The following is a 20,978-nucleotide window of genomic DNA, read 5'->3' as shown; positions in this document are numbered from 1 at the left end:
GGTTATAAAATTTCTTCTGTCCATGCTTTTAGTTTTAATGTGTAAACAAGCCTTAACACCACCTGTTTAGCCACTAAAACTAAGATATATCCACCCATAAATCAGTTAGAATTACATAAGCGTAAAAAATACAGTTATAAAGGTTTTGCATCTCCAATTCTGGCAATAATCCTTACTATTTATTGAAATATTCGGTAAGAATTCAAACAAAAAAGCCGTATCAATTTAATTATTGACACGGCTTTAATTTCTATTATTCTTTAGACTTTATCAGGCATTTTGCTCTGCCATATTCAATTCTTGCATCACTTGCGAGAATATGGTAAATGACTTTAGCCTATCTTTAATATCATAAATATTAGAAGTGACAATGAGTTCATTTACGCCTGTCTCTTTCAAAAATTGAGCTGTTTTCTCCTTTACAGTATCCTTAGATCCTACAAAAGCATATTTCATCATCCTTTGGAATGCAGGATTTTCTACCAGCTCCCTAATTTCAGGAGTCATATCGATTGGCGGTTGTAGATAATCCATTTTATTGGTCAAAACGCCAAGCATCATCCTTATCATAGAAGTTGAAAGTCTATCAGCTTCTTCATCAGTAGCAGCAGCCACAATATTTACCCCTGCTACAGTATAAGGCTCACTCAAATATTCTGAAGGCTTAAAATTATTGTAATATATATTCAAAGCTTCAAACAAGTGAGTAGGTGCAAAATGACTGGCAAACACATATGGCAATCCTTTTTCGGCCGCCAGATAAGCACTGTCAGTACTAGAACCTAAAACATATATAGGCACATCTACACCTTCTGCCATGGTAGCTCTAACGCCAGCCTGAGCATTTTCAGGGGAAAAATAGTCCTGAATCTGCTCTATTTCTCTAGGAAACTGGTGTACGGCCTGTATTCTATCTGGCCTAATGGCATGTGCAGTAGCCTGATCTGTACCAGGTGCCCTGCCAAGTCCCAGGTCAATACGGCCCGGGTATAACTGAGCCAGGGTACCAAACTGCTCCGAAACAATCAGTGGTGAATGGTTAGGTAACATAATACCACCAGACCCCACACGAATAGACTCAGTAGCCCCTGCAATATGACCAATAAGTACCACTGTAGCCGCACTGGCTATGCTTATCATATTATGATGCTCAGCCAGCCAAAATCGGTTATAGCCCAATTTTTCTACATGCCTCGCTAAAGTCACACTATTATCAAAAGAATCTCTGGGAGTGCCTCCTGCAAGAACAGGTGCCAGCTCCAGAACTGAGTATTTAATATCTTCTCTTCTCTCCATTTAAATTCGTCGTTTAAACTCTAAATATGAGTACGTATGATTATAGATGAAAGATACCTATAATGAAAAAAAGCTGTATCCAAAGTTTGAATACAGCCTTTAGTTTTAAACTAAGCCAACTTTTACTTTCTTATAAATAGATCTTCTTTAGACTTACGTACCTTAGGTAATGCTACCAACCAATCTTTCTCCTCTTCTCTCTTTCCTAATGGCATTAAAGTAACACTTCGTAGCCCTAATTCTTTAAGTCCCAATAGTTCATCAAGCGCCTCCGGATTAAATCCTTCCATAGGAGTAGCATCTACACGGGCTTGTGCCGCAGCTACTAAACCTACTCCGAAAGCCAGATACGTCTGACGAGCCGCCCACTGAAAGTTATTCTCAGCAGTATCATTAATGTATTTTTCCATATTAGCACTCAAAGGAGCTAATTTCTCTGCTGTAACATTTCTCACTTCAATGTTAAGATCTATAAAAGCCTTTACTCTGGCTTCAGTTACATTGTCCCATGCGGCAAACACTAAAAGGTGCGAGCAATCTACCATTTGTTGTTGATTGTAAGCTACAGGAAGTATCTGCTTCTTCAGTTCTGGGTCAGTTATAACCAAAACCTGAAATGGCTGCACTCCCATAGAAGTTGGTGCCATACGTATTGCCTCTAAAATCTACTTTATCTTCAGCTACGGCACTTCCGTCCATTTTCTTAGTGGCATATCTCCACTGTAAATCATCTATTAGGCTCATTGCACTGTGTTTTTAATATTCAATGTTTAAACATAGAACAAAGATAATAATTATTTTGTAGTAACTTCTAACTCTACCTCAATATTATTTCTGGTAGCATTAGAATAAGGGCAAACCTCATGTGCTTTCTGGGCTAGTTCTTCAGCTGTAGCCTGATCTACCTCTGGAATATTTATTTCCAACTTCACTCCCAAACCAAAGCCTTCACCAATTTTACCTAAGCTCACATCTGCAGTTACACTTGTTTCTCCTGTTTTAACCTTAGCATTTTTTATTACTAAGTTCAAGGCGCTATCAAAACAAGCCGCATATCCTGCTGCAAATAAAATTTCAGGATTTAAATTCTCTTCTGCAGGTCCGCCCAGTTCTTTAGGCATTTTTATATCGGCATCTAAAACCCCGTTTGATGATTTAACGTGTCCATTTCTTCCGCCTGTAACGGTAGCTTGCGCTGTGTATATCGCTTCCATAATTTAAAATATTTATTTTTGATTCAATTTATTTAACATCTCATTAAGCTTTGTTTTAAGGAAACCATATTCTTCCATATTCATATCCAAAGCCTTTACTATCTCATCAGGAATGCATTCTGCATCCACTTTCATTTGCTTACCGGCCTCTGTCAACCTAACTATCAAGCTCCTTTCATCTTCCTCACTCCGCTTTCTTATCAAAATACCCTTCTTCTCCATCCTCTTCAGAAGTGGCGTAAGTGTACCACTATCTAAAAACAGCTGTTCTCCCAGCTCTTTTACTGATAAGGCCTCTTCTTCCCAAAGCACCAACATCACCAAGTATTGCGGGTAGGTTAACTCCAACTTCTCTAGCAAGGGCCGGTAATGCGACGTAAGCATTCTGGAAATAGCATGCATCTTAAAGCAAAGCTGATTTTCTAAAAGGAACTTATTCATTGTAAGCAATTATATTGTACACAATTTAATAACGCACAATAATTAATTAGGTTACATGAAAATTTTAATTTTTATGAATTAATTAATGATAGAAATAAAGAATTGATTGCATTGCTATCTCCACTTAACCGTGATAAAGCGTTCATTCTTCTTAAAGCTATCTGGCACTCCTTTTAAAATGTACTTTCTAAGTTTTGACAAAAGCAATTCTTTAGTAAAGCTGTTATGCACCACCAAACTCACTTCTCTGGCTGGTTGAGGTTCTTTGAATCGTTTTACAAAATCAGCATCATGTGTGGAATGCACGGCTAATTCAGGAATAAGCGTATAGCCGCTATGGCTTTGAATCATATTCTTCAAGGTTTCAATAGAACCACTCTCGAAAGAAATTCTCGCATCAGATTGATTATGTCGTTCTTCATCGCATATGTTAAGTACCTGATTTCTAAAACAATGACCTTTATCTAACAGCCAAAGGCCCTTTCTTTCTATATTGGTAGGATCAGCGGCCTCCTTTTTCAATAAAGCATGATCTCGGTGCGCATAAACCAAAAAAGGTTCATAAAACAAAGGTATCTCACGCACATGGCTTTCGGCCAATGGTGTAGCCATTATACCAATATCTAAAGTATTATTTTGGATACCCGCGATTATCTCTTCGCTCTGTATCTCCTTTATTTCCAGATAAATATCCGGGTGATCATCGCTGAAGTTTTTTAGAAAAAGAGGCAACAAATAAGGGGCTACAGTAGGAATTATTCCAATTTTAAAGCTTCCTTTTACGTCGTTAAGCTCCTGATTCACCATCTCTTTAAGTCCTGCAACTTCTCTTAAAATTTGCCTGGCTTTAATAATGAATCGTTCTCCCATTAAGGTCGGCGTAATGGGTTGAGTGGACCGATCAAAAATACTCATTCCTATCTCTTCCTCTAGCTTCTTCACCTGGAGAGTAAGTGTAGGCTGGGCAACAAAGCAGCTATCTGCGGCTTTTACAAAATGCCTGTGTGTATCAAGAGCAACTATATATTGTAATTGTTGTAAAGTCATTTATTAGGATTTAAAGGCAGAGGCATTCCATATAAAGCCAGCCCTCTTTATTCGTAACACTTAATTGACTTCAAAGCTATTTATTTTTTAAATAAATACAACATCACAATCAACTTTATAAATAAAACTAATAGATTAAATAAGTGTAGCAAGTTAACAGATTGTACCAGCGACCAACTCTAAGCACCCTTCTTAATGAGAGACAGAAGAAGAACAGACTTTCTTCCTCACTTTTGCTGCAGGATCTACCCCTAATTCCACAGCCTTACTCAAGTCATTACAAGCAGCCATATTATCACCTAACCGATAGTGAGCAATACCTCTTTGGTAATAAGCCAGACCATATTCACGATCATAAATAATGGCGACATTATAATCATCAAGAGCGTTCTTATATTCTTCTAAACGAATAGAAACATTGCCCCTATTCAAGTATGCTTTAGCATAGTCTGGAGACAGTTCTACCACTTTAGTATAATCATTAAAAGCATTATTCAATTGGCCATCCTTTTCATAAGCAACACCACGATTGAGCCAGGTGTCAGCATCTTTTGGTGCCAAACGGATGGCATCAGAAAAATCATCAATAGCCGTTTTATACTGCCCTGACTCCAACCGCTTAAACCCTCTTTGCCTATAACCATAAGGAGAAGCAGGGTTATCTTGAATCGATTCAGAAAAATAGGCTTCTGTTTTATCATTATCACCCGATTGCTCATATAATAAAGCCAGATTATACTTAGCTAAAGCATGATTGGGCTCCAGAACCAGCACCAACTCCATATCTTCAATGGCCTTATCAATATTACCTAAAGCCTGATAGCTAAGCGCTCTATTCATCAAAATATCAGCGTCGTCAGTTGAAGAAAGGGCAGAATCATAATAATCAATAGCCAGTTGATAATGCTCTAACCCATGCTCTGCAAGCCCCATATAATTCAATAGATAGGCCTGATTAGAACTTTGGGCGGTAAACACCTTATCAACTCCTCCACCACCAGCTGGCTTTCTAAAAAACACAGTGGTGGTAGCTCCTTTAGGCATTAATAATAATTTCATGAAGCCCTTTTTAGCCTCTTGAAAACGTTCTAGCTCATAGGCAACCACACTATAAGAAAACAAAGCCTCTGCATCTTCAGGAAAGGCAGTTGTATAAATGGAATAATCTAAAAAAGCAGCTGACAAATTTTGCAATTGCACTTTGGAAGCTGCTCTATAAAGATACGCCTCGTAATAACTTGGCTTCAGTGATATCACTTCACTCATAGCATCAGCAGCCTTATCATAATGTCTCGCTTGCCAGTAATTCACTCCTTGCTCAAAAACATCATGATAATCTTTATTCTCTTTCTGAGCAAAAGCATGAATTGAAATCAAAAATAAATGAAAGATCAGGTAGTTAGGGTTCATATATCCTCAACAAAGGGAAGCTTAAAAGGGTGCCAAAATCTACCCACTTTCGTTAGATCGCTTCAATTACGATTTAATCAATAATAAATTTTCAAACTATTAATATTATTTTTCCATTATTATATTAATATTATACAATTTATAATAGTAAATCTAAAACATCACAAATCAGAATCATGTTATTTGTATACAATTAACAAATCCATATTTATGAAAAAATCATTACCTAAAACCTTCCTATGTTCCAACTTTAACATAGGCGTATTGCTTCTCTTTTTGCTACTTCCAACCATTGGAAAATCGCAAATTAATGAAATCATGAACGATGAGTACCCTACTGAGTATAATCATCAGTCTTTCGCTTACTACGATGCCTATGGTTTGCAACACTTTATTAAGTCAACAAGTAATACCACATCAGTAGTACAATCTAATGGCTCATTCACTTGGACAATAGTAGAAAATAATGGCGCTAACTCTATTTCCAATGTATATTATACAGAATTTGAGTTGCCAGATGTGCTATTTTTTGCTTTCGATGATAATACAGGGCTTTATGATTATTGGGACCTCTATCCTTACAGTAGCGAACTCTATAATTTGGGTAGTTTCGAAGTGAGAGACCTGACGTTCACTGTACGGAGAGACTCAGATCTGCCGTTCACTCCACCGACTGAGTGGATAGCCTATCGTGGGCTACATAACGATGCGGTCCTACGCTTTTATGCTATTCAAGGCCGACACCCCTTCGCTATATCCTCTGCCACTGGAGGAAGCCCTAACATACCTTATTATGATCAGTACAGCATATTCTATCCTTCTCCCGACTTAAAATCTCTTTATAGCTCTGATTTGTCTTCATTTACAAAAGTGGCCGATTTTGATCATCCCATTAGGAGCATCACCAAACTTGGCAGTAACCAAATTCTAACTTTAACATCAGCCGAGTCTGACTCCGAATGCGAAACACAGCTGTGGGTTTCAGACAACACTGAGGATAATAAAACCTTAATCAAAAGCTTTAGCTGCACTGATCAAAATGGCTTCGAAAATTCACGCTCGTTTTTCAACTCACCTGGCTTTGAAACGGCTTATTTTTTCCTTCCTACAGTAAGTTATGATGGTTCAAAAAACTACATCTCTTCTGACACCCAATTCTGGAAAACTGACGGAACCAGTGCAGGCACAACCCTGATCAACAACAATCCTCCTTTAGAAGGATTTTACAAATTTCTTCCTAATGGCACCTTGACTTATATATCACAGCCTAGCCATCAATTAATTGGATATGACCCTAGTACAAATACTTCAGTAATACTAGCTGAAAATGTAAACGTAAATATGAATGACTTTGCACCAAAAGAAGGACTTACCTTACTAAATGACCAGGTATATTTCACTTCCGGAGAAGGTTTTGAAAGCAGCATTTGGGTTAGTGATGGCACCGAAGCAGGCACTTACCCTATCAAAGAAGACTGTTCTGCCAGAGGTATTTTGGAATACAATAACAGAATTTATTTCCTTGCTTATGAAAATGAATCTACCACCTTATATTATACTGATGGCACTGTAGCCGGCACTAATCCTATGGTGATATTAAATACCCCAAAAGCAAGTACTAATCATACCGCTTTCACTTTTATAAATGATTATTTCCTCTTCTACACTAAGGTGGAAGATCGAACTATTTTATGGAATTATAACATCAATTCGAATACTCCCAATACCTGCTTTGCCAGTGAGGTGGTAGAGTTCAATCAAGGATACAAGAACAACTCAACACCAGTACGCCCTAACCGTAGCAATCCAGAGCTGGCATTAAACCAACCCCAAGAGAACAATGAGTACAATTTTGTAGCCCTCGGATTTGGTGGTTCTATTACATTAAAGCTGGCAGAAAGAGTGTATGGAGATGGCACTTCCGACCCTGACATGATTTTAGTTGAAACCAGCTTTGGCCGTGCCGATCAACAATGTATTGAAGATGGCGAGCTTAACTATCCTGAAGAGGCCTACGTGAAGCTCTCTGCTGATGGAGAAACCTGGTATAGCTTACCTAACTCTTATTGTCGCACCTCGTTTTTAGATATTCAGCCTGCAATAGACAATGGCATGCCTTACGCTGAATACATAAGAATAACCGACTCATCAGACCCTACACAATTTAATGGCGCTGCAGACGGTTTTGATCTGGATGGAATCATTACCTGCCCGCAAGAAGTATTTAACGCTCAGCAAAGGCTTACCAATGCAAGGACAGCTGCATCAGATAAAATCTTTGACGAAAACTTCTTTAACACGGCTCCTAATGAAGTGATAGACCATACTATTATGCTCTACCCCAATCCAGCAAGTGGACAAGCCATTAACCTTAACGTTCAAGATCTTCAACCCCAGCAAATTGAAGTTGAAATATATAATATACTAGGAAAAGAAGTGAAATCATACTCCTATGAAATAACAGAAGCCACCAGCGCATTACCTATTAACATACAAGAATTAAAGCCTGGCAGCTACACACTAAGGCTTATCTCATTTGAGAACACAGAATCAGCTAATTTTATTAAATCGGATTAATAAAATATCTTCAGTTCAATACTTAAAGGCTTTCCTATACAGGAAGGCCTTTATTTTTTTCTCTCCACAAATTATACACTCATGTAGAAATATTTCCTCGAGAAGTAAGCTCTCACCCGCCTTTACGGCCCAAAATGAGCAGAATTTGGCTTTGGCAATACATTGGCTTTAAAAGTAGTATGCCAACAATGACCAAAACCATGAAAACAATAATACTAACCTTATTTACTTTACTCTCCGGAATGGCTTATGCCCAGCCCTCTGATCTGGCCATGGCGGAAACCAATCCTGAAGGAATGGCTCGTGTGCCTCATGAGGAAGAAGAAGAATACAACTCTGCCGCATTTATGAAAATGCGAGAAATCAAACACTTCATAGAAGCTAACTTTGAAAACAAATCAGAAAGAGCACTTTATGTAAGCTGTAACGATGACAGTATGTATTATGAGCAAGACACCATTAAAATTCATCAGCTACATAAAAATTATTATCCTAACATAGAATGCTGCAGGTTTATAGAATGGGGCATGATTTCAGATTCAAAATTTATCTGGACTGACCTTTCTACCTGCAATCAAAATTATGACAAGTCATATTACCTTTCCCCTACCATAATTAATGTTATTGAAAACAATAATGATATCTTCATTAAAATAGTAAGGAATGAAAAGGTAGTAGACACCTTTAAAATAATAGGTCTTGAGGAAAAGCCTTCAAGATATCATAAGACTACTAATAAAACCTTATTACTAACAAGAGTAAAGACCGTTCGCAAATCATAATTACACCTAAGGCGTCAGATTAAAAAGCCGTACTCATCTTCGAGTGCGGCTTTTTTAGTATCAAAACTACTTTGATTACTCAAGTATAAATATTGACATTATTCTCTACAAAATATAATCAGTATACACAAAGTTAGAGGCCTTACTATCAAGCAAATCCTTTAAAATCTGATTATTATATTCATTGTCTTTAGAGGCCACAAAAGTACGAATGGAGAAAGAGCGCAATGCATCATGAACACTAAGTGTGCTGGCTGCACTATCCTTCCTACCTGTAAAAGGGTAAACATCTGGCCCCCTTTGACAGGAGCTATTTAAGTTCACCCGGCACACCAGATTCACCAAAGTATCAATAAGCGGAGCTATGGTATTTACATCCTTACCAAATAAACTCACTTGCTGCCCGTAGCTGGAATCAGCCATATCATCCAGCGGCTCGTCAATACTTTTAAAAGAAATTACTGGTATAACCGGCCCAAACTGCTCCTCTTCATACACCCGCATATCTTTAGTTACCGGATATAATACTGATGGAAAAATGTAGTTCTCGGTAGTTTCTCCTCCCCTTTCATTAATAATAGCAGCCCCTTTAGCTTCAGCATCATCAATAAGCTCTTGAATGTAGGCTGGTTTATCAGGTTCTGGTAGTGGCGTGAGCTTTACCCCCGGATCCCACGGATTACCAAACTTAAGAGCATCTACCCGGGCAGAAAACCTCTTATTAAATTCTTCTCTTACTTCTTCATGCACGTAAATAATTTTCAATGCTGTACAACGTTGCCCATTAAATGAGAGCGTACCAGCTATGCATTCATCTATAGCCAAATCCAGATCAGCATCAGGTAAAATAATAGCCGGATTCTTAGCTTCCAACCCTAAAACCAGCCTTAGCCTGTTTTTATGAGGGTGCTGATCTTGCAGTGCTATGGCAGATTTACTATTACCTATTAAAGCAAGGGCATCTATGCGGCCTGTTTTCATAATAGGCGCCGCCACCTCGCGACCTCTTCCATAGATTATATTAACTACACCACGCGGAAAACTGCTCTTAAAAGCCTCCAATAAAGGTGTAATTAGCAAAACTCCATATTTTGCAGGTTTAAAAATGGCGGTATTACCCATAATCAGGGCAGGTATGAGCAAAGCAAAAGTTTCATTTAGCGGATAATTATAAGGCCCCAAACACAATACCACTCCTAAAGGACCACGCCGAATATGTGCATGCACACCCTGATGCTTATGAAACTTAGCACTGTCTCGGTCTAGCTGCTTATAATCTTCTATGGTATCATAAATATACTCTACCGTTCTATCAAATTCCTTCTCGGAGTCAGGCAGGCTTTTGCCTATCTCCCACATGAGCAATTTCACCACCTCGTCGCGCTTTGATTTCATCTGCTCTACAAAGCGCTCCATGCAACTTACCCGGTCGGCCACTCTCATGGTCGGCCATATGCCCTGCCCCTTACCATAGGCATCGCAAGCAGAGTGCAGCGCTTCCATAGCCCCTTCTTCCGTCATGTACGGAATGGTACCAAGCAAGGTAGGTCCAGAGGCACCACTTTCATTTTCAGTGATAATAGATGAGTACACTTCTGTGGTTTTACCACTCCACTTTTTCAACTCTCCATTTACAAGATAAGTGTTTTGATGAATCAGTTCTCTGATTTCAAACTGAGGGGGAATAATTTCCTGAATCATTTCCATAGGCTTAGGTTTTTAACATTAAAGTATAAGGTTGATCGGATAAACTGGTTGAGGAAGCATTAAAAGTCACTTTTCAGCGAACCTTAGATTCTTGAAATACCCATTGTTCGATATAGGAGTACATTTCAAAAACCACAAGATTATGTACACTAATAAAGTATTTACTTCTAACCCAACCTCATCTATTAATATAATAAATTAAACTTTAATTAGGAAAAATATTAATATATCCCAGCCACTGCATTCCGCAAATGACTACAGCTGTTAAACCTACAGCCATTAATACTTTATAAACCACCTCAGTATACACTGGGTCATCTATCATAAAGTCCTGTGGGTTCTGTGCACTATAAATGATAGGAATTTTATCTCCCTTCTTATATTTCGGAGGGTTTGAGCCTATACTCAGTTTTTCTATAAAGACCTCATCATTATCAGTAGTATAATGTATTACAGGATAGTACATGTTTTTCTCTAGGGCAAAATCATTTACCGTAGCCATAGTGCGCTTGCCCTTAGACATTAACTCTTGCCATTTTAGGTAAAAGTATAGGCCTATTATGAAAAGTATGCCCCCCCCCAATATTAACGGAACCCATATCTGAATCATGTCAATAACTTTAAATACTTCAATTTCAAGAATATTATTTTAACTATTTAGCTCATTTCCTTACACGATTCTAAATTTTATTCAATTTAAAGAACAATATAAAGATTTTCGTGGTTCATTACCTACGTTAAACTTAACAGCTAAAAACATGGATTACATTAAATCACAAACCGATGAAGGTGAAATTAACCTGTTCTACAAAGAACAAGGTAATGGTCAACCTGTAGTTTTTATACATGGTTGGCCTCTTCACCATGACATGTGGAAATTCCAGATGGAAGAGCTTTCACAGCACAATTTCCGCTGCATAGCCTATGACCGAAGGGGCTTCGGACAGTCAGACAAACCCAAGACTGGCTATGACTACGATACTTTAGCCGCTGATCTCAATGCCCTTATCACTCAGCTCAATCTCACCAATGTAATACTAGTAGGCTTTTCCATGGGCGGTGGAGAAGTAGTAAGATACCTGACTAACCACGGTAGCGAAAGAATTTCAAAAATAGTACTACTCAGCTCTATAGCGCCCTTCTTATTAAAAACAGTAGACAATCCTGAAGGTGTTCCAGAAAGCGCTCTCAATGAATTAGCCGCCAATATTAAAAAAGACAGAGCCTCATTTTTCAAGGAGTTTTTCAAAAACTTCTATGGTGCCGATCAAGGCCTGGACGTTAGCCAACCTGTACTAGACTGGACCTATGAAATGGCTATGGAAGCTAATTTAAATGCTACTATTGAAAGTATTAATACCTGGGGAAAAACGGATCTTAGGAAAGAGATTCAAGACATACAGGTGCCTGCACTGGTTATACATGGAAAAAAAGACAGCACAGTGCCTATAAAAGCTACTGCAGACCAAGCTACTAAACTACTGCCAAGTGCCGAATATATCGTATATGATAACGCTGCTCACGGATCTTACTATAATATGATGGATAACATCAATAAATCTATCATCAACTTTGTACATATAGAAGAAATGCAAAACGCATGAAATATGGGTTGTCTCATTATTTCTATTCTCACAGTTTCAATGAGGCAACCTTTACTACTCACGGGTAAGTTCTCCAATAATTTTTTCATGATCAGGAAAATTCTCTAATAAAAAGGCCTTTGAAGGCATTTCAAAATCCTGAAAATCAAAGCCCGGTGCTACCGTACATCCTACCAAAGCATAGTCGCCCTCCTTACCTAAACGAGAGCCAAACCAACAACCGGCCGGTACCACAAATTGAAACACCTCACCCTTTTCAATATTTCTCCCCAGCTTCACCATTTTATAGTTGCCATCTGGGTATATCATGTGTATTTCCAGCGCTGACCCCTCATAAAAGTGCCACATCTCATCTGATTTTATACGATGAAAAGCTGAAAAATCATTTTCTCCTAGCATAAAGTAAATGCCTGTACTCACATTTCTGATGCCATTGAAGCCTGTAAACTCAACTCGAAAATCTGAGCGATAGGTCTCTTTAAAATATCCGCCTTCAGGATGTGGCAACAGGCCTAAACTATCTATCCAGTGCTGTTTTGAATATGTCATACCTTAAATATAGATCTCATCAATTATAAATACTAAAGTTAACTATGCTCTTTTGGGGTGAAATGTTAATTTTGAAATCCCAATAAGTAAATGTACCATGTTTGATCATGATGATGAGGATAGTGTTAACCCTGAAGAGCTAGCGATCTACCATAAAGGCCAAGAGATTTATAACCTCACGGAAAAGATCACTGACCTGATACCTGACAGTGAAACTATGCTCTACAGCTATCGGGAATATATGCTTGAAGACGCTTCACAACTCACCGTAAAAGTGGCTGGAGCAGAAGCTGCCGATTTATATGATTTGCGCATGGAAAATGCTGTGCTCATAAGAAAAGCTGCTCGTGATCTGGTAGCTCACTGCAGTGCTCTTGAAAATATGGGCTTTGCTCAAATGGCTTATCTCAATTTAATTAGAGAGGCCATTGAAGAGTATCGCATATTATTTATTGATTGGGTGAAGACATTTGATCAGTGGAATTACATTAGAGACCAATGGGGATTGTTTAATCCACCTGGCGTAGATGGGGATGATCCTGAGGACAAAAACGACTAACTTACATATAAATGCATATTAACGACAAAACTAACAACAAACCTTACCAGCCATCAGCAGAAAGATATGACCATATGACCTACAACCGATGTGGGAAAAGTGGCGTATTACTACCTGCTATTTCATTAGGGTTATGGCATAACTTTGGGTTTGTAGATAATATTGAGAATGCTCGTAATATGTTAAAAACGGCATTTGATCTGGGCATTACTAATTTTGATCTGGCTAATAATTATGGCCCTCCTTACGGATCTGCCGAAACCAATTTTGGTACTATTTTAAAAAAGGACTTTTCCTCTCTTAGAGATGAAATGTTTATTTCTACCAAAGCAGGTTATGACATGTGGCCCGGACCATATGGCAACTATGGCAGCAGGAAATACCTGATCTCCAGCTTAGATCAGAGCTTAAAAAGAATGAACCTGGATTATGTAGATCTGTATTATCACCACAGACCTGATCCTGAAACCCCTTTAGAAGAAACCATGCTGGCTCTTGCTGATATTGTAAGACAAGGGAAGGCACTTTATGTAGGTATTTCTAATTATGAACATACCAAAACCGCTGAAGCAGCAAAAATATTAAAAGAGTTAAAAGTGCCTTTTATTATACATCAGGCTAAATATTCTATTTTAAACCGTTGGGTAGAAGATCACCTTTTAGATACCCTGGAGGCGAACGACCTGGGCTGCATTGCCTTTTCACCACTGGCTCAAGGCATGCTTACAGACAAATACCTAAAAGATATTCCTAAAGATTCCAGAGCTGCCAAAAACTTTACTTACCTTGATACTGACGTGGTAAAGCAAAATATGGAAAAAGTGAAACCTCTTGCAGAATTAGCTCAGCAGAGGGGTCAAAAACTTTCTCAGATGGCCATAGCCTGGTTGCTTACTCGTAAGCAAGTAGCTTCAGTACTTATTGGCGCTAGCTCTCCGGAGCAGCTCAAAGAAAATGTGCTAGCTTTAGAGCAACCCAATTTTACAGAAGAAGAATTACAATTAATCGATAAATATTCGCTTTAAGCGCATGAGAGTTTATTCTGCTACAGAATAACTAATAGAGACAACAATGGCAAAGAGGGATCATCAGGGAGAGCTTAAAAATAAAAAAGCCCTGAAAACCACACTTATTGGTATTATCATCAGTGCTTTTTTAGCCATTATTAAAGCACTTGGTGGCATTCTGGGTAATTCTTATGCATTAATAGCAGATGCCATAGAATCGGCCACCGATGTATTTACGTCCGCCATGATGTGGGTTGGCTTAAAGTGGTCTGCTAAACCACCAGACGAAAACCACCCTTACGGACACGGCAAGGCTGAAGCACTGATTTCTGTAGGCATAGGCATAGCACTTACATTTGCTGCCTATCTGATTGTAAAAGACAGTATACATCACATTATTGAGCCGCATAAAACACCTGCTCCTTATACCTTAGTGATTTTAATAGTGGTCATTATTACTAAGGAATTGCTATATCGGTTCGTACTAAAAACGGGTGATGAAATAGAAAGCGGCGCTGTAAAGGCGGATGCTTTTCACCACCGGAGTGATGCTATTACTTCTGCCGCAGCATTTATAGGTATTTCTATTGCCATTATTGGCGGTAAAGGATATGAAAAAGCAGATGACCTGGCAGCACTATTTGCAGCGGTATTTATACTCATTAATGTATACCACATCATTAGGCCGGCCATAGGAGAATTATTAGATGAATCTATGGATCCGGAGCTTAATGAAAAGATTATAAATATTACAGAAGGTGTTCAAGGGGTAATTAAAGTTGAAAAATGTAACCTTAGAAAGATGGGTTTAATGTATCATGTAGACCTCCACATCTGGGTAAACTCTACTATAAGTGTGGAAGATGGGCACAGAATTGCCCATGATGTAAAAGATACCGTTCAACATGATTTACCTCAAGTTTTAGAAACAATGATACATGTAGAACCGGCTAAAGAAAACGGTCTACCACTTACAATTAAAACTTAGAATCTTTAAAAACCACCCAAATAGACTTTAAAAGTGGCTGCTAAAAGGATTTTATAATTCCACTATTCGTGTAATTTTTCCCCACTTTTAAAGTATCTCTCAACGCTTAAGCATCAGTTTAAGTCATTTTACCGACAAATCTTACATTTGGCACAATAATTTCAGAGGAGTGTTGAAACCTAACAACCACGACTATGGAAAAATCTGAATTACTATTCACGATAAATGAAACCGTAAGTGCAAGTGAAACCCTAGCTACCCTTAGTTCTAACCAATGTGAATACATGGACTGCCTGGGTATGGCTATAGATTGTGCAGATGCCGGCATGATGTTAAACATGAAGCTGTCTGAAAACAAAACACCAAGAACGTTAATAAAACAGTTCAGTCAAATATGTACTGACCTAGCTAAAAAATGTGATAAATACAACGGGAAGGAAGTCAACGATACTAAAAATGTTTGTTTAAAAAGTGTTAAGGCCTGCCAGCTTTTCCTTGAAGAAGAGCTACACCCAGACCACTATTTCCTTTCACCACTTTCTTCTACTCCATTAATGACCGCCTGAACCGAATTCATCTATTAACCTATACCTTTCATTAGAGGTCATATAGCCTAATAACCACATTTATGACTTTTACAGTTTCGATTATAAAGGGGAATCACTTTTTAGTGACCCCTTATAATCGGATCTACGCAAAATATTGATCATTACTGTATTTTTTTTGAAAATAGTTGCCCCTTTTTCTCAACTTTCACCCCCATTTGCATGTTTGGATTTAGTATATTGATATAGCCCTCTGTTTATGCAGGGTAAGCTGATCAAAAAAAGCCTTTTTAGAAATACTACTCATTTTTAAAAATGTTTTAACCAAATAAAAACGCTATGAATAAACAGAAAGAAGAAGCCTTTCAGCAAATTATGGACTATGCGAGGAAGCTCAAAAACCAATCACTTGACCTTAGGTCTAAGTTGACCTCATTGGTTCTTTATACTGAAGATGTAGATGATGTGAGCCAGGAAGAGAAAAATTGTGTATTGAGCATTTGTGAAATCATAGCCAAAAAGAACAATGAGCTGATATTCACAGAAGAAAAATTAGAAGAAGTAATACAACAGTTAACCAAAGGCGAAAGTGTGAATAGCCACAACTATTCTCATTTTAACCATTAATCATAATTTATGGAAGAGCTATGCTTTCTCTGGCAGATAGCGCCAATAACGTCTGGGTACGTGCTTTAAATGAAGCTTTAGGTTGGTTCTTTCTACTATTGAGGTGGCCTTAAAGTAGCTCTTCCATAATAATTCAAATTCCTTTTCCTCTTCAGCAAGCACTGACCTGCGTACTTTGTTACGTCCCTCCCACTGAGCATCTTCCAGCTTTACCTCTATCACCTCCTGTTGATCATAATAAATACCATATTGTCTTTTAGTATCATAAATGAGCCAATGCTGATTTCGGTATCGCTCCTTAAAATGCGGTGCTAGCAGCGTTACCACATCAAAATCAGGAACTATTGTAGCGGCATACACCTCATCACTAGTCTTTTGAAACCTTACAAAAGCATGCATTCGGTGTATTTCTCGGTTTATCTTTTTCACAACCTGAGAGACTTCCAAAACATCATTATTTGAAAAGTCACTTTCAATATTTCTTTGAGATTTTAAGGCGTAGGATATATATCTAAAAAGAACCATTTCTATACCCTTCTGCTCCGAAAGCCAACATTTATAAATGCTATTAACACCATGTGCTGATAGCTTCTTTTTTAAGCCTGCAAGCACCCTTCTAGACTTGTCAGCATCGGTAGTCACTTTCCTTTTATCAGCAAACAAACTTGGTTGAAGATTTTTCTCACCACAAATATCGTCAGGTAGTATTTTAAGGTCATAGATCTCAAAAATGGAGGTCAAAAACCCGTCAAAAGTATTGTCATGGATATAGATCATGCTCAAAAAAGGGTTAATTGATTTCTCTTTTCACGAGCAGCCAGAGCCATTTTAATCTTATCAGGATCACTTGAAACCATACCCAAAGGCCTACCTGAGACTTCAATGAAATATTGAGCCCTGTTCATGGCCACGCCTATCTTTTTTAAATGCTCATAGCCCAACCGCCTGAACTTTCTGGCCTTTATAATCATATTAACAGACTTCACTCCCACGCCTGGTATCCTGAGCAGCATTTCACGTTCTGCCGTATTTACATTTACCGGAAAAAGGTGCATATTCCTCAGAGCAAACATCATTTTAGGATCCATAGTTAAGTCGAGCTGCTGATGCTGTTCATTCACAATTTCATCAACTGTAAAGCCATAGTACCTTAGCAGCCAGTCTGCCTGGTAGAGCCTGTTTTCCCTTATCAAGGGCGGAGCTTTTAGGGCAGGCAGGCGATTATCATCACTTATAGGAATATAGCCTGAATAGTACACCCTTCTCAGTTTCTGATCTGAATAAAGATTATTTGCTAAGTGTAAAATATCAAAATCACTTTCTGGACTCGCCCCCACCACAAGCTGTGTGCTCTGGCCTCCGGGAGCAAACTTAGGAGCGTTCTTAAACCTCCTTTTTTCGTCATTATAAAGGCTTATTCTTCCCGTAAGGTAATTCATAGGAGTGTACACCGAAGTATGATTCTTCTCCGGAGCAATCTTCTTTAATGACCTTTCGGTAGGTATCTCCAGATTAACACTCAGTCGGTCAGCATACAGTCCGGCCTCCTCCATCACCTCTTCACTACAACCAGGGATAATTTTAAGATGAATATAGCCATTGAAATGATGCTCCGTTCTTAATGATTTTGCTATTCTAATTAGCCTTTCATTAGTGTAGTCAGCATTTTTGAAAATGCCTGAACTAAGAAACAGTCCTTCTATATAATTTCGCTTATAAAAGTTAATAGTCAGATCTACCACCTCCTTCACTGTAAAAGCGGCTCTGGGCACATCATTACTTTTACGGCTTACACAATACGCGCAGTCATAAATACAATAATTGGTAAGCAAGAGCTTTAATAAGGAAATACACCGACCATCTTCAGTATAGCTATGACAAATACCCATCTTAGAGGTATTGCCCAGGCCATTGGCTGTGTTTTTTCTATTACTACCGCTGGAAGCACAACTGACGTCATACTTAGCCGCATCAGCCAATATTTGTAGTTTTTCGTTAGTAGAGAGTTTCATCAGAATCAAAATTACTAACTATTTTAGTATTTACTACATAATTTAACGAAGGTTTTTATTAGAATAACAGTTAGCTTTGCAGCTATGAAACTGGCCAAACTCAACGGAAAAGCAGAGATATTCCACAGCATACAGGGAGAAGGAAAGAATATAGGGAAGCCGAGTATTTTCGTGAGGACTTCGCTTTGTAACCTACATTGCCGCTGGTGCGATACTGATTACACCTGGAACTGGGAAGGCACACCCTTCACCCATGACTATGATAGTTTACCGGGCTATAAAAAGTATAAAAAATCAGAATACATAGAGGAACTTGAGCTGACAGATATAATTTCTATCCTAAAAGACATACCCTGCAAAAATCTGGTACTTACTGGCGGAGAACCCCTACTACAGCAAACCGAGCTGAGTGAACTCATGGCTGCCTTACGAAAACTAGATTCTGGTTACTGGTTTGAAACTGAAACCAATGGCACCATAATACCAAATGCTAAATTTGATGCGTTTATCAATCAATATAATGTTTCTCCCAAGCTTTCAAATTCAAATAACCCTCAGAAAATAAGAGAAAAAGAAGAAGCATACCGTTTCTTCAGTAAGAACGAAAAGGCCGTTTTCAAATTTGTAATAGCTACAGATGAAGATTTAGATGAGGTAAAAAGATTGATTTCTGATTACAGTATCAATTCGCAAAAAGTATATTTAATGCCTGAAGGCACCACCAGAGAAAAGCTCAATGCCAAGCAACAATGGCTCATAGAAGAATGTAAAACCCTGGGCACTAACTATACTGACAGACTGCACATACATATTTATGGCAATAAACGCGGCGTTTAAGTTCCATAAAATATAGGCACCAGAAAGGTCACTACTCCCCAAAAAAGCAGGCATAAAATACCTCCTACTTTCACAAAGTCAGAAAACCGATAGTTACCCGGCCCATATATCATGGCATTAGTCTGATAGCCTACGGGAGTGAGAAAACTGGTATTAGCACCAAAAAGAATAGCTATTATCAGTGGCTCTGGCGCCATGGATACACTCGCTGCTACCTTAATGGCTATTGGCACCAACAGCACGGCAGTGGCCTGATTAGACACTATACCAGTAAAAAGCACTGTGAATAAGAAAAGCACCGAAATAACAAAGCGAGGGTGAGTACCCCACGCCAAATGAGTAATAAAATCTGCGACCAGCTGATCAGCACCTGTTTTAGACATGGCTGTACCAAGAGGAATAAGACCGGCTAACAGAAAGAATACTTTCCATTCTACATTTTCATAGGCCTTTTTAAAAGAGATGCATCTGGTAAAAACCATAACAATAACCCCTAACCAGGCACTGATTAAGATAGGCAGAATATTGCTGACCGCTAACAATATTACACCGAACAGTATGAAAACTGACATCACCAACTTATCCCTCCGATACAGATGCTTTTCAAGACTTTTGCGCGCCATGCGCTGTATAGTCACCCAATCTTGTCGAGAATACAAGCTATCTTCATAATCTATAGCTCCCTCCATCAGCAATATATCTCCTGCACTGAGCTTATGATCCATCATTTTCTGATGACCAATAAAACCGCTTTTACGCACCGCCAGCGGTACAGCGTTATAATATCTTAAGAAACTTATATCCTTAATCTTCTGATCCAGCAAATTAGAATTTGGAGTTATCAGCGCTTCAAATAACAACGTACGCTTGCCCTTCTTCTCTCCTTCTAAGCGTTCATGACTCCTGATTACAAGATCCTTGTCTTTATCTAACCTCAAAATCTCATGAATGTTAGTTTTTATAACTAAAATATCTCCTTCTTTTATTTTATCTACTTGCAGAGTGGGTAAAGTGGCATTTTCCCTGATGATTCTGAGTATATTAAAATTTTCTGCATCTGATAATTTTAGTGTATTCATTAACGGCTTACCTATGAGGGCTGAACCGGAAACAATTTCTACTTCAGTGAGATAATTTTTCACTTCTACCTCACCATCCATCAGCTCCATTTTCTCCCTTTTTCTCTTAAGCATAAACCTGCCTACAAAGAGCATATACACTAACAGTACTACAAATAAAATAGCTCCTAATAAGGTCAGGTCAAAAAGGCGAAACCTCTCAATGCCATAGCCCTGACTTATAGAATTAATCAGAAGGTTAGTAGAAGTACCTATCATGGTAGAAGCTCCACCTACCATGGCCGCAAAAGACAACGGCATTAGCAGCAGACCGATATTGAGATTAGAGCTTTTAGCAATTTTATAGGCCACAGGTATGAACACGGCTACCACGGCAGTAGTATTAATAAAGGCCGAAGCCACCGCTGCAGTAACCATTAATACCACCAGCGCCCACCACTCTTTATTACCGGTAATCTTTATTATTCTATAGCCCAGAGCATCTACCGCTCCAGTATTTTTAAGCCCTTCGCTGAGAATTAGAAGTGCCAGTACAGTAAGCGTAGCACTATTACTAAAGCCAGCGGTGCCCTCCTCTAGCGTGAGTATACCCGTAACCATAAGTACCACCATCACCAGCATAGAGGTAACGTCTACCGCCACCCAACCTGTGACAAACAATACTAATGCTATCCCCAGGATAACAAATAGCATAATA

The 20,978-nt window shown here is 38.5% G+C and carries 22 protein-coding genes; 9 read left to right on the top strand and 13 right to left on the bottom strand.

Going from position 1 to position 20,978, the window contains the following annotated elements; translation table 11 throughout:
* Window positions 1–270: 270 nt before the first annotated feature.
* From LVD15_RS17255 to LVD15_RS17230, 7 genes are all read right to left on the bottom strand, one after another.
* Window positions 271–1,296 carry an LLM class flavin-dependent oxidoreductase gene (locus tag LVD15_RS17255; protein ID WP_233776468.1) on the bottom strand — a complete coding sequence of 342 codons (1,026 nt, stop codon included), beginning with the start codon at window positions 1,294–1,296 and terminating at the stop codon, window positions 271–273.
* Between the two features lie 122 nt (window positions 1,297–1,418).
* A complete protein-coding gene (locus tag LVD15_RS17250) occupies window positions 1,419–1,943 on the bottom strand; it encodes a nitroreductase family protein (protein WP_306416723.1) in 525 nt (174 codons plus the stop codon).
* The gene (locus tag LVD15_RS27140) at window positions 1,891–2,040 is read right to left on the bottom strand and encodes a hypothetical protein (protein WP_306416722.1); all 150 of its coding nucleotides are present in this window, start codon (window positions 2,038–2,040) and stop codon (window positions 1,891–1,893) included. Before LVD15_RS27140 ends, LVD15_RS17250 begins: the two co-directional genes overlap by 53 nt.
* A 50-nt stretch (window positions 2,041–2,090) precedes the next feature.
* Window positions 2,091–2,510 (bottom strand): organic hydroperoxide resistance protein, encoded by a 420-nt coding sequence (locus LVD15_RS17245; RefSeq protein ID WP_233776467.1) that lies wholly within the window; start codon window positions 2,508–2,510, stop codon window positions 2,091–2,093.
* A gap of 12 nt (window positions 2,511–2,522) precedes the next feature.
* Window positions 2,523–2,951 carry a MarR family winged helix-turn-helix transcriptional regulator gene (locus tag LVD15_RS17240; RefSeq protein ID WP_233776466.1) on the bottom strand — a complete coding sequence of 143 codons (429 nt, stop codon included), beginning with the start codon at window positions 2,949–2,951 and terminating at the stop codon, window positions 2,523–2,525.
* 114 nt (window positions 2,952–3,065) lie between these two features.
* Entirely contained in the window at window positions 3,066–3,998 is a 933-nt protein-coding gene (locus LVD15_RS17235; RefSeq protein ID WP_233776465.1) for a hydrogen peroxide-inducible genes activator, read from the bottom strand.
* A 192-nt stretch (window positions 3,999–4,190) separates the two neighbouring features.
* Complete coding sequence (locus LVD15_RS17230) at window positions 4,191–5,408, bottom strand: tetratricopeptide repeat protein (RefSeq protein ID WP_233776464.1); 1,218 nt, start codon at window positions 5,406–5,408, stop codon at window positions 4,191–4,193.
* 210 nt (window positions 5,409–5,618) lie between these two features.
* On the opposite strand from LVD15_RS17230, the gene LVD15_RS17225 reads away from it, so the two are divergent.
* Together LVD15_RS17225 and LVD15_RS17220 are read left to right on the top strand one after the other, a co-directional pair.
* Window positions 5,619–7,985: a T9SS type A sorting domain-containing protein gene (locus LVD15_RS17225; protein WP_233776463.1), complete on the top strand. Its 2,367-nt coding sequence runs from the start codon at window positions 5,619–5,621 to the stop codon at window positions 7,983–7,985.
* Between the two features lie 200 nt (window positions 7,986–8,185).
* Complete coding sequence (locus LVD15_RS17220) at window positions 8,186–8,767, top strand: hypothetical protein (RefSeq protein WP_233776462.1); 582 nt, start codon at window positions 8,186–8,188, stop codon at window positions 8,765–8,767.
* Between the two features lie 105 nt (window positions 8,768–8,872).
* Here LVD15_RS17220 and LVD15_RS17215 read toward each other — a convergent pair whose 3' ends face one another.
* Together LVD15_RS17215 and LVD15_RS17210 are read right to left on the bottom strand one after the other, a co-directional pair.
* Complete coding sequence (locus LVD15_RS17215) at window positions 8,873–10,474, bottom strand: NADP-dependent glyceraldehyde-3-phosphate dehydrogenase (protein ID WP_233776461.1); 1,602 nt, start codon at window positions 10,472–10,474, stop codon at window positions 8,873–8,875.
* 205 nt (window positions 10,475–10,679) lie between these two features.
* Window positions 10,680–10,997 carry a DUF3592 domain-containing protein gene (locus tag LVD15_RS17210; protein WP_441708295.1) on the bottom strand — a complete coding sequence of 106 codons (318 nt, stop codon included), beginning with the start codon at window positions 10,995–10,997 and terminating at the stop codon, window positions 10,680–10,682.
* Window positions 10,998–11,232: 235 nt separating this feature from the next.
* Between LVD15_RS17210 and LVD15_RS17205 the strand changes: the two genes are divergently transcribed.
* The gene (locus LVD15_RS17205; protein ID WP_233776459.1) at window positions 11,233–12,078 is read left to right on the top strand and encodes an alpha/beta fold hydrolase; all 846 of its coding nucleotides are present in this window, start codon (window positions 11,233–11,235) and stop codon (window positions 12,076–12,078) included.
* Window positions 12,079–12,132: 54 nt separating this feature from the next.
* Here the strand turns inward: LVD15_RS17205 and LVD15_RS17200 are convergent, their stop codons facing one another.
* Complete coding sequence (locus tag LVD15_RS17200) at window positions 12,133–12,627, bottom strand: cupin domain-containing protein (RefSeq protein ID WP_233776458.1); 495 nt, start codon at window positions 12,625–12,627, stop codon at window positions 12,133–12,135.
* 97 nt (window positions 12,628–12,724) lie between these two features.
* Here LVD15_RS17200 and LVD15_RS17195 point away from each other — a divergent pair, with 97 nt between their 5' ends.
* The 5 genes from LVD15_RS17195 to LVD15_RS17175 all read left to right on the top strand — a co-directional run bounded on the left by LVD15_RS17195 (window position 12,725) and on the right by LVD15_RS17175 (window position 16,353).
* Window positions 12,725–13,186, top strand: coding sequence for a hypothetical protein (locus LVD15_RS17195; protein ID WP_233776457.1), 462 nt, complete (start codon window positions 12,725–12,727; stop codon window positions 13,184–13,186).
* A gap of 11 nt (window positions 13,187–13,197) precedes the next feature.
* Window positions 13,198–14,211, top strand: coding sequence for an L-glyceraldehyde 3-phosphate reductase (mgrA, locus tag LVD15_RS17190; protein ID WP_233776456.1), 1,014 nt, complete (start codon window positions 13,198–13,200; stop codon window positions 14,209–14,211).
* 46 nt (window positions 14,212–14,257) lie between these two features.
* A complete protein-coding gene (locus tag LVD15_RS17185) occupies window positions 14,258–15,181 on the top strand; it encodes a cation diffusion facilitator family transporter (protein WP_233776455.1) in 924 nt (307 codons plus the stop codon).
* A 194-nt stretch (window positions 15,182–15,375) separates the two neighbouring features.
* Window positions 15,376–15,747, top strand: a complete 372-nt coding sequence (locus LVD15_RS17180) for a four-helix bundle copper-binding protein (protein WP_233776454.1) — start codon at window positions 15,376–15,378, stop codon at window positions 15,745–15,747.
* A gap of 318 nt (window positions 15,748–16,065) precedes the next feature.
* Window positions 16,066–16,353: a hypothetical protein gene (locus LVD15_RS17175; protein WP_233776453.1), complete on the top strand. Its 288-nt coding sequence runs from the start codon at window positions 16,066–16,068 to the stop codon at window positions 16,351–16,353.
* A gap of 18 nt (window positions 16,354–16,371) precedes the next feature.
* Here the strand turns inward: LVD15_RS17175 and LVD15_RS17170 are convergent, their stop codons facing one another.
* Together LVD15_RS17170 and LVD15_RS17165 are read right to left on the bottom strand one after the other, a co-directional pair.
* Window positions 16,372–17,130, bottom strand: coding sequence for a TIGR03915 family putative DNA repair protein (locus LVD15_RS17170; RefSeq protein WP_233776452.1), 759 nt, complete (start codon window positions 17,128–17,130; stop codon window positions 16,372–16,374).
* A 2-nt stretch (window positions 17,131–17,132) separates the two neighbouring features.
* The gene (locus LVD15_RS17165) at window positions 17,133–18,365 is read right to left on the bottom strand and encodes a putative DNA modification/repair radical SAM protein (RefSeq protein ID WP_233776451.1); all 1,233 of its coding nucleotides are present in this window, start codon (window positions 18,363–18,365) and stop codon (window positions 17,133–17,135) included.
* Window positions 18,366–18,449: 84 nt separating this feature from the next.
* On the opposite strand from LVD15_RS17165, the gene LVD15_RS17160 reads away from it, so the two are divergent.
* Window positions 18,450–19,202, top strand: a complete 753-nt coding sequence (locus LVD15_RS17160; protein WP_233776450.1) for a 7-carboxy-7-deazaguanine synthase QueE — start codon at window positions 18,450–18,452, stop codon at window positions 19,200–19,202.
* Here the strand turns inward: LVD15_RS17160 and LVD15_RS17155 are convergent.
* On the bottom strand, window positions 19,199–20,974 hold the full coding sequence (locus LVD15_RS17155) for an SLC13 family permease (RefSeq protein WP_233776449.1): 1,776 nt from the start codon (window positions 20,972–20,974) through the stop codon (window positions 19,199–19,201). The genes LVD15_RS17160 and LVD15_RS17155 overlap by 4 nt on opposite strands.
* Window positions 20,975–20,978 lie beyond the last annotated feature (4 nt).

This window comes from Fulvivirga maritima (assembly GCF_021389955.1).
Lineage (GTDB): Bacteria > Bacteroidota > Bacteroidia > Cytophagales > Cyclobacteriaceae > Fulvivirga > Fulvivirga maritima.
Note: the sequence above shows the minus strand (reverse complement) of the source record. Positions and strands in the feature narration are given on the sequence as shown.

What these genes read in the sequence shown, in the direction of transcription:
- LVD15_RS17180 (WP_233776454.1), top strand. Translation starts at nt 15,376, where the DNA reads ATGGAAAAATCTGAATTACTATTCACGATAAATGAAACCGTAAGTGCA.
- LVD15_RS17210 (WP_441708295.1), bottom strand. Translation starts at nt 10,997, where the DNA reads ATGTCTAAGGGCAAGCGCACTATGGCTACGGTAAATGATTTTGCCCTA.
- LVD15_RS17170 (WP_233776452.1), bottom strand. Translation starts at nt 17,130, where the DNA reads ATGATCTATATCCATGACAATACTTTTGACGGGTTTTTGACCTCCATT.
- LVD15_RS17175 (WP_233776453.1), top strand. Translation starts at nt 16,066, where the DNA reads ATGAATAAACAGAAAGAAGAAGCCTTTCAGCAAATTATGGACTATGCG.
- LVD15_RS17195 (WP_233776457.1), top strand. Translation starts at nt 12,725, where the DNA reads ATGTTTGATCATGATGATGAGGATAGTGTTAACCCTGAAGAGCTAGCG.
- LVD15_RS27140 (WP_306416722.1), bottom strand. Translation starts at nt 2,040, where the DNA reads ATGAGCCTAATAGATGATTTACAGTGGAGATATGCCACTAAGAAAATG.
- LVD15_RS17215 (WP_233776461.1), bottom strand. Translation starts at nt 10,474, where the DNA reads ATGGAAATGATTCAGGAAATTATTCCCCCTCAGTTTGAAATCAGAGAA.
- LVD15_RS17230 (WP_233776464.1), bottom strand. Translation starts at nt 5,408, where the DNA reads ATGAACCCTAACTACCTGATCTTTCATTTATTTTTGATTTCAATTCAT.
- LVD15_RS17245 (WP_233776467.1), bottom strand. Translation starts at nt 2,510, where the DNA reads ATGGAAGCGATATACACAGCGCAAGCTACCGTTACAGGCGGAAGAAAT.
- LVD15_RS17220 (WP_233776462.1), top strand. Translation starts at nt 8,186, where the DNA reads ATGAAAACAATAATACTAACCTTATTTACTTTACTCTCCGGAATGGCT.
- LVD15_RS17155 (WP_233776449.1), bottom strand. Translation starts at nt 20,974, where the DNA reads ATGCTATTTGTTATCCTGGGGATAGCATTAGTATTGTTTGTCACAGGT.
- LVD15_RS17185 (WP_233776455.1), top strand. Translation starts at nt 14,258, where the DNA reads ATGGCAAAGAGGGATCATCAGGGAGAGCTTAAAAATAAAAAAGCCCTG.
- LVD15_RS17200 (WP_233776458.1), bottom strand. Translation starts at nt 12,627, where the DNA reads ATGACATATTCAAAACAGCACTGGATAGATAGTTTAGGCCTGTTGCCA.
- mgrA (WP_233776456.1), top strand. Translation starts at nt 13,198, where the DNA reads ATGCATATTAACGACAAAACTAACAACAAACCTTACCAGCCATCAGCA.
- LVD15_RS17255 (WP_233776468.1), bottom strand. Translation starts at nt 1,296, where the DNA reads ATGGAGAGAAGAGAAGATATTAAATACTCAGTTCTGGAGCTGGCACCT.
- LVD15_RS17235 (WP_233776465.1), bottom strand. Translation starts at nt 3,998, where the DNA reads ATGACTTTACAACAATTACAATATATAGTTGCTCTTGATACACACAGG.
- LVD15_RS17205 (WP_233776459.1), top strand. Translation starts at nt 11,233, where the DNA reads ATGGATTACATTAAATCACAAACCGATGAAGGTGAAATTAACCTGTTC.
- LVD15_RS17250 (WP_306416723.1), bottom strand. Translation starts at nt 1,943, where the DNA reads ATGGCACCAACTTCTATGGGAGTGCAGCCATTTCAGGTTTTGGTTATA.
- LVD15_RS17160 (WP_233776450.1), top strand. Translation starts at nt 18,450, where the DNA reads ATGAAACTGGCCAAACTCAACGGAAAAGCAGAGATATTCCACAGCATA.
- LVD15_RS17240 (WP_233776466.1), bottom strand. Translation starts at nt 2,951, where the DNA reads ATGAATAAGTTCCTTTTAGAAAATCAGCTTTGCTTTAAGATGCATGCT.
- LVD15_RS17225 (WP_233776463.1), top strand. Translation starts at nt 5,619, where the DNA reads ATGAAAAAATCATTACCTAAAACCTTCCTATGTTCCAACTTTAACATA.
- LVD15_RS17165 (WP_233776451.1), bottom strand. Translation starts at nt 18,365, where the DNA reads ATGAAACTCTCTACTAACGAAAAACTACAAATATTGGCTGATGCGGCT.